The organism is Paenirhodobacter sp., from assembly GCF_050177655.1.
In the GTDB taxonomy this organism is placed as follows: Bacteria; Pseudomonadota; Alphaproteobacteria; order Rhodobacterales; family Rhodobacteraceae; genus Rhodobacter.
Genome location: NZ_JBFXGV010000080.1, coordinates 1 through 6286 on the forward strand (window position 1 = coordinate 1; position 6286 = coordinate 6286).

The window sequence follows — 6286 nt, forward strand, 5'->3', positions numbered from 1 at the left end:
TCGAGCGCGGGCACCGCCGCCATCAGCCCCGCGGCCTGCAGCGCCGCGGTGTTCGCCCAGGCGGCATGGCCATCGACGGCGAGCACCAGAAGCTGGCGGTCGGGGCAGAGCGCGTCAAGCGCCTGCCGGTCGGGGCGCGTGCCGGGGCCGAGAAATTCGTAATTCGCGGAAAAGGCGACAAGCAGCCGCACCGCGGGGTTTTGCGCGGCGAAACCGGCGATCGCCTGCGCCGCGGCCGCCGCCCCCTCGATGCCGAGCAGGTTCAGCTGCGCAAGCGTCGCGCCGCCCCAGAAAAGATGCAGATGGCTTTCGCAGAACCCGGGCGAGAGCACCCGCCCCGCGGCCTCGATCCGGCGCGCGGGCGGCGGACCTTCGGGCATCGTGCCGGGCGCCCCGATCCAGGCGATGCGGCCCCCGTCGAGGCGCAGGGAAAGGGGCGCATCGGTGAAGATGTCGCGCGCGTCATGGATCTCGATCGTCCGGGGCATCGGCTTCGTCCTGAAGGAAGACCCCGGCCGGAGCGGCTCCGGCCGGGGAAAGGCTTATTGCAGCAGGTCGGTCCAGACCTTGGTCACCAGATCCTGCGCCGCGGGCGAGCAGGATTGCGAGAAGGTCACCGGCACCGTCGGGAACAGCTCGGGCGCGTTCTCGGGGGTGTATTTCGCCTTGGCGAGGTCGATCTTCACCGGCGAGGAATGGGCGTAGTAATTATACTGCTCGGTCGCGTTCTCTTCCTCGGCCATGAAGTCGATGAACTGCTTGGCGGCATCGACATTGGCCGCGCCCTTCGGCACGACATAGCTGTCGAGCCAGCCGACGAGCCCCTCTTTCGGCATCGCATATTCGATGTTGGCGCCGTCGAGACGGGTCTTGAGCGAATTGCCATCCCACCAGAAATGCGCGGCGACCTCACCCGAACCGATCCGGTTCTCGATATTGTCGGAGGAATAGGCGGCGACATCAGGCTTCTGCGCCTTGAGCAGGTCATAGACCTTCTTCATCTCGGCCTTGTCTTCCGAGCAGAACGGCACGCCGAGGAAAAGCTCGGCGGCCCCCACCACCTCGTCGGGCGCGGCGAGATCGGCGATCTTGCCCTTCAGTTCGGCGCCCGGGGTGAAGAACACCGACCAGCTGTCGACCGGGCCCTTATACTGGTCGCGGTTCACGGTGAAACCGGCGGTGCCATAGGCGAGCGGGATCGAATATTCGCTCGTCGGATCCCACCACTGGTTCTTCCACTTGTCGTCGACCTGGGCGAAGGCGGCCATGTCCTTGGCGTCGATATTCTCGAGCAGGCCCTGGTCGATCATGATCTTCACGAAATGCTGCGAGGGGGTGACGATGTCATAGCCCGAGGAGCCGGCCTGCAGCTTGGTCAGCGCGTCTTCGTTCGAGTTGAAGCCATCGACATTGACGGTGATGCCGGTCTTCTCCTCGAACTTCTTGATCAGGTCGGGGGAGATCGAGTCCGACCAGGTGTAGAGGTTGAGCGTGCCTTCGGCGAAGGCGGGCAGCGCCAGCACGAGGCCGAGCGCGGCGCCAAGGATCAGTTTCGTTTTCATGGGGTTCTCCTGTTGGGTCGTTTCTTGAGATCAGCCGCGCCGCATCGCCCGCGCCGAAAGGGCGAGGGCCAGCGTCGCGATGATGAGGGAGGCGAGGATCAGAAGGGTCGAGATCGCGTTGAGTTCGGGCGTGGTGCCCTTCTTGATCAGGCTGAAGATATAGACGGGCAGCGTCGTGGTGCCGCCGGTGTTGAGCATGTTCGAGGTGATGAAATCGTCCATCGAGATCACGAAGGCGAGCATCGCGCCGGCGAAGACGCCGGGCAGGATCAGCGGAAAGGTGACCCGGCGAAAGGCGGTGAAGGGCGCGGCGTAAAGATCCTTCGCCGCCTCCTCGTAATCCGCGCTCATCCCGGCGAGGCGCGCGCGGATCGGCAGGAAGGCGAAGGGCGTGCAAAAGGCCGAATGCGCCACGATCAGCCGCGCGAGCCCGTTGGTGAAACCGATCTGCGAGAAGAGGATCAGCGAGGCAACGGCGACGACGATCTCGGGCAGCAGAAGCGGCAGGTTCACCACGGTTTCCGAGAGGCGGCGGAACTTCAGATCGGCATGGCGGCTGAGCACCATCGCGGCGCAAAGCGCGATCCCCGTCGCGACCACGGTCGCGGTGACCGCCACGGTGAGCGAGGTGCGCAGCGCATCGAGCAGCCCGTCGTTGCGCAAGGCCGCGGCGTACCATTTCGTCGAAAACCCGCTCCAGACCGAAACGAGGCGGTTCTCGTTGAAGGAAAACCAGATCACCACCGCGATCGGCGCGTAAAGCCAGAGGAAGAAGACCCAGGTGACGAGCCCGGCGCCCGGGTAATGGCGAACGTCATGGGAAGTGCTCATGCCCTTGCCTCCTTGCGCATCGCGCGCCGCGCATTGGCGATCAGCACGAGCACCACCAGCGCCATCAGCACAAGCGCCACCGCCGCACCAAAGGGCCAGTTGCGCGCGCTGCCGAACTGCGTCTGGATCAGCGTGCCCATCATGATCTGCTTGCCCCCGCCCAGAAGCATCGGCTCGAGCACGGTGCCAAGCGCCGGCACGAAGACGAGGATCGCCCCCGCCGCCAGCCCGGGCCAGGTGAGCGGCAGGATCACCCGGCGCGCCGTGGTCCAGCGGCTCGCATAAAGATCGGCGCCCGCCTCGAGCAGCGCCGGGTCAAGTTTCTCGATCGCGGCGAAGACCGGCAGCACCATCAGCGGGATATAGCTGTAGACCATGCCGGTGAGCATCGCGCCCGAGGTGAAGAGGAGCGTCCCCTGCCCGCCCAAGGCCGCCCAGATCCGGCCGACGAAACCGTCGGAGCTGAGAATGATGAGCCAGGCATAGACCCGCACGATCATCGAGACCCAGAACGGCAGGGTCACAAGGTAAATCAGCGCCGCCTTCATCCGCGGCGGGCGCGTCGCGATCACATAGGCGACGGGCAGCGCGAGCGCCATGCAGATCGCCGTGGTCGCGGCGGCAAGCGCCAGCGTGCGCCCGATGATGCCGAGATATTTCGGATCGAAGACGAGATTGCCGTCCCAGTCCTCGGAGAACAGGATCTCCTTGTAGGGCTCGAGCGTGAAGGCCCATTCGAACCCGCCATAGGCGCCGCGCTGGGCCACCGAGACGATCGCGACGATGCAAAGCGGCACCATCAGCGTGCCGAGCATCAACACCCAGGCGGGCACGAGGCCCCAGAAGCGGAACCCCCTCATTGGCCGAGCACCCGCGCGCTGTCGTCGCGAAAGCCGAGGCGGACCTCGCGGCCGATCTCGTAGCTTTGCGACTGGCTCACCGCGTTGCGCCGCGACACCCGCAGCGCGCCCGCCGGCGTGTCGACGGTGTAATGGGTGTAGCCGCCCATGTAATTCTTCGCCGAGACGGTGCCGGTGAGCAGATTGCCCGCGGCCTGATCCTCCATCCCGATCTTTTCCGGGCGCAACGAGAGCGTCGCCTGGCCCGGGCCCGTCAGCCCCTTCTGGAAGGTGGTGATCTCGAAGCCGAAGGCGGTGCGCACGCGCGCGGTCGTGCCCTCGATCGCGATCACCTCTGCGGCCAGGAAATTCGTCTCGCCGATGAAATCGGCGACGAAGCGGTTTTCCGGCTCCTCGTAGATCTCCGACGGCGTGCCGATCTGCTGGATCTTGCCGCCACCGAGCACGCAGATGCGGTCGGACATGTCGAGCGCTTCGTCCTGGTCATGGGTGACGAAGATGAAGGTGATGCCGGTCGCGCGCTGCAGCTCGCGCAGCTCGTCGCGCATCGCCTGGCGCAGTTTGAGGTCAAGCGCCGAAAGCGGCTCGTCGAGGAGCAACACCTTGGGTTCCGGTGCGAGCGCGCGGGCAAGCGCGATGCGCTGGCGCTGGCCGCCCGAAAGCTGATCGGGGCGGCGGCGCGCGAAGGGCGTCATATGCACCATCTCGAGCATCTCGGCCACCCGCGCCTGCCGCCGCGCCTTCTCCCAGCCGAGATTTTCCAGGCCGAAGGCGATGTTCTGCTCGAGCGTCATATGCGGGAAGAGCGCGTAGCTCTGGAACACCGTGTTCACATGGCGCTTGTGCGGCGGGAGGCTCTCGATCTCGGCACCGAAGAGGCTGATCGCCCCCGCGCTCGGCGTCTCGAACCCGGCGATCATCCGCAGAAGCGTGGTCTTGCCGCAGCCCGAGGGGCCGAGCAGCGTGAAGAACTCGTTCTCGTGGATCGTGAAACTGACCTGGTCGAGCGCCAGGTAATCGCCGAAGCGCTTGGTGACGTTGAAGACTTCGACCGCTTTTCCGCGTGTCATCTGTGAGCTCCCTGTTGCTCTTCGGGCCCGGGCGACCGGCCTCCCAATCAGTGCCCGGACAAAATCATGCGAGGCGCGTGACCTCGCGGCGGAACGGCAGTGCATCGCCGATATCGGGCTGATCGAGCTCGCGCGCATAGCGGTGCCCGGCATAGGTCGCCCAGGCGATCGGCCCCGGCGCGCAGGCGTCGCCGATCACCTTGACCGAGCGGATCCCCGCATCGGCCCAGTCGCCCTGCCGCGCGATCAGATCGTTATAAAGCGCGTCGTCGGAGATCCGCGAGGCGACCATGACGACCGCGTCGCAACCAAGCCGCGCTGTGGCGCCGGTGTAGACGCATTCGGTTTCGACCGCGCCCGCATGCAGCGCCGCGATGCCGGTGTTCAGCGTGATCTTCACGCCGTTTTCGACGAGCCGGCGATGGATCGCGCCCTGTTCGAGCGTGTTCAGCGTCCAGTCCGAAACATAGGCCGAGGGGGTGACGAGGGTGACGGTGCAGCCGGCCTTCGCCAGCAGTTCGGCCATCACGCCGCCCATGTAGTAGTGATCGTCGTCGAAGACGACCACTTCGCCCTTCGGCAGGCGGCCGGCCATGATGTCGTCCGGCGTGAAGACCGGCATCGCCGGATCTGCCGGCATCGGCACGACATGCTGGCGCGCGACGCCATCGGCGCGCCAATGCGATCCGGTCGCGATGCAGACATTCTCGAAACCGAAATCGAGGATCTCCTGCGCGCTCAGCCGGCTGTCGAAATAGGTCTCGACATTCGGGCGCTGGCTCAGCTGATAGGCGCGGTAATCCGCGACCCGGCCCCAGGCGCTCAGCCCCGGCAGCTTGCGCTCGCGCGCGACGCGGCCGCCGAGTTCCGTGCCGGCCTCGGCCAAGGCCACGTCATAGCCGCGCAAGCTCAGCGCGCGCGCCGCCTCGAGCCCCGCAGGCCCCGCGCCGACGATCAGAACGTTCGAGCTTTCGCCCTTCGCGTTCATCTTTTCCGGGTGCCAGCCCTTGCGCCATTCCTCCATGAAGGTCGGGTTCTGGGTGCAGCGGCTGATCGACATCGTCATGTCGCCGGTGATGCAGATGTTGCAGCCGATACATTCGCGGATGTCCTCGATCCGGCCTTCCTCGATCTTCTTCGGCAGGAAGGGATCGGCGATCGAGGGCCGCGCGCAGCCGATGAAATCGAGCACGCCCTGCCGCACCAGCCGCGCCATCACGTCGGGCGAGGTGAAGCGGCCGACGCCGACGACGGGCTTTGACGTCAGCTCGCGGATGCCGGTCACCAGCACCTCCTGCGCGGCCTCTTCCTTGAAGCGGCTCGGGCCCGAGCAATCCTCCCAGGTGCCCTGCGCCAGATCCCAGAGGTCGGGCAGATCGGCGTTCATCTCGATGAATTCGCGCAGCTCCGCGTTCGAGAAGCCAAGCGCGCCGATATGCTCATCAAGGCTCACGCGCAGGGTGATCCCCATCGTGTCGCCGACCGCGTCGCGCATGTCGGCGATCACCTCGTTGACGAAACGCGCCCGGTTCTCGAGCGAGCCGCCGTATTCGTCCGAGCGCTGGTTCGTCGCGCGGCTCAGGAAATGCTGGAAGATGCCGAAGCCATGCGCGCCGTAAAGGCAGATCAGATCGAAGCCCGCGAGTTTCGAGCGCTTCGCCGCGTTCACGAACCAGCGGCGGAGGTTCTTGATGTCGGTCTTGTCCATCGCGCGCGCCTGCACCGGGTCGTTGGTGAAGGTGCGGATCGGCAGCGCCGAGGGGGCGAGCGGCACTTCCTTGGTGTAAAGGTTCGGCCCGTTGATGCCCGAATAGGCGAGCTGGATGCCCGCGAGCGCGCCGCGCGTCTTCATCGCGTCGGACATGCGATTGAGCGCCGGAATATCGTCGTCGTCCCAGAGCCGCAGCTCGATGAAGGGCGTGATTTCCGAGGTATGGTGCATCTCGGTCTGTTCGGTGAAGAT

The 6286-nt window shown here is 66.0% G+C and carries 6 protein-coding genes; all 6 read right to left on the reverse strand.

All coding sequences use genetic code 11. The features are described from left to right. Positions 1–488, reverse strand: a 488-nt coding sequence (locus AB7U46_RS17255; protein ID WP_428338222.1) for an amidohydrolase family protein, incomplete at its 3' end; no start/stop codon positions are given. Between the two features lie 54 nt (positions 489–542). Then, a complete protein-coding gene (locus AB7U46_RS17260; protein ID WP_428338223.1) occupies positions 543–1562 on the reverse strand; it encodes an extracellular solute-binding protein in 1020 nt (339 codons plus the stop codon). Positions 1563–1592: 30 nt separating this feature from the next. After that, complete coding sequence (locus AB7U46_RS17265; protein ID WP_428338224.1) at positions 1593–2393, reverse strand: ABC transporter permease; 801 nt, start codon at positions 2391–2393, stop codon at positions 1593–1595. Next, complete coding sequence (locus AB7U46_RS17270; protein ID WP_428338225.1) at positions 2390–3253, reverse strand: ABC transporter permease; 864 nt, start codon at positions 3251–3253, stop codon at positions 2390–2392. Before AB7U46_RS17270 ends, AB7U46_RS17265 begins: the two co-directional genes overlap by 4 nt. After that, positions 3250–4323: an ABC transporter ATP-binding protein gene (locus AB7U46_RS17275; protein WP_428338226.1), complete on the reverse strand. Its 1074-nt coding sequence runs from the start codon at positions 4321–4323 to the stop codon at positions 3250–3252. The genes AB7U46_RS17270 and AB7U46_RS17275 overlap by 4 nt, the downstream gene beginning before the upstream one ends. A gap of 64 nt (positions 4324–4387) precedes the next feature. Continuing rightward, positions 4388–6286: FAD-dependent oxidoreductase (locus AB7U46_RS17280; RefSeq protein WP_428338227.1), on the reverse strand; the 1899-nt coding region annotated here is incomplete at its 5' end.

What these genes read in the sequence shown, in the direction of transcription:
- AB7U46_RS17270 (WP_428338225.1), bottom strand. Translation starts at nt 3,253, where the DNA reads ATGAGGGGGTTCCGCTTCTGGGGCCTCGTGCCCGCCTGGGTGTTGATG.
- AB7U46_RS17265 (WP_428338224.1), bottom strand. Translation starts at nt 2,393, where the DNA reads ATGAGCACTTCCCATGACGTTCGCCATTACCCGGGCGCCGGGCTCGTC.
- AB7U46_RS17260 (WP_428338223.1), bottom strand. Translation starts at nt 1,562, where the DNA reads ATGAAAACGAAACTGATCCTTGGCGCCGCGCTCGGCCTCGTGCTGGCG.
- AB7U46_RS17275 (WP_428338226.1), bottom strand. Translation starts at nt 4,323, where the DNA reads ATGACACGCGGAAAAGCGGTCGAAGTCTTCAACGTCACCAAGCGCTTC.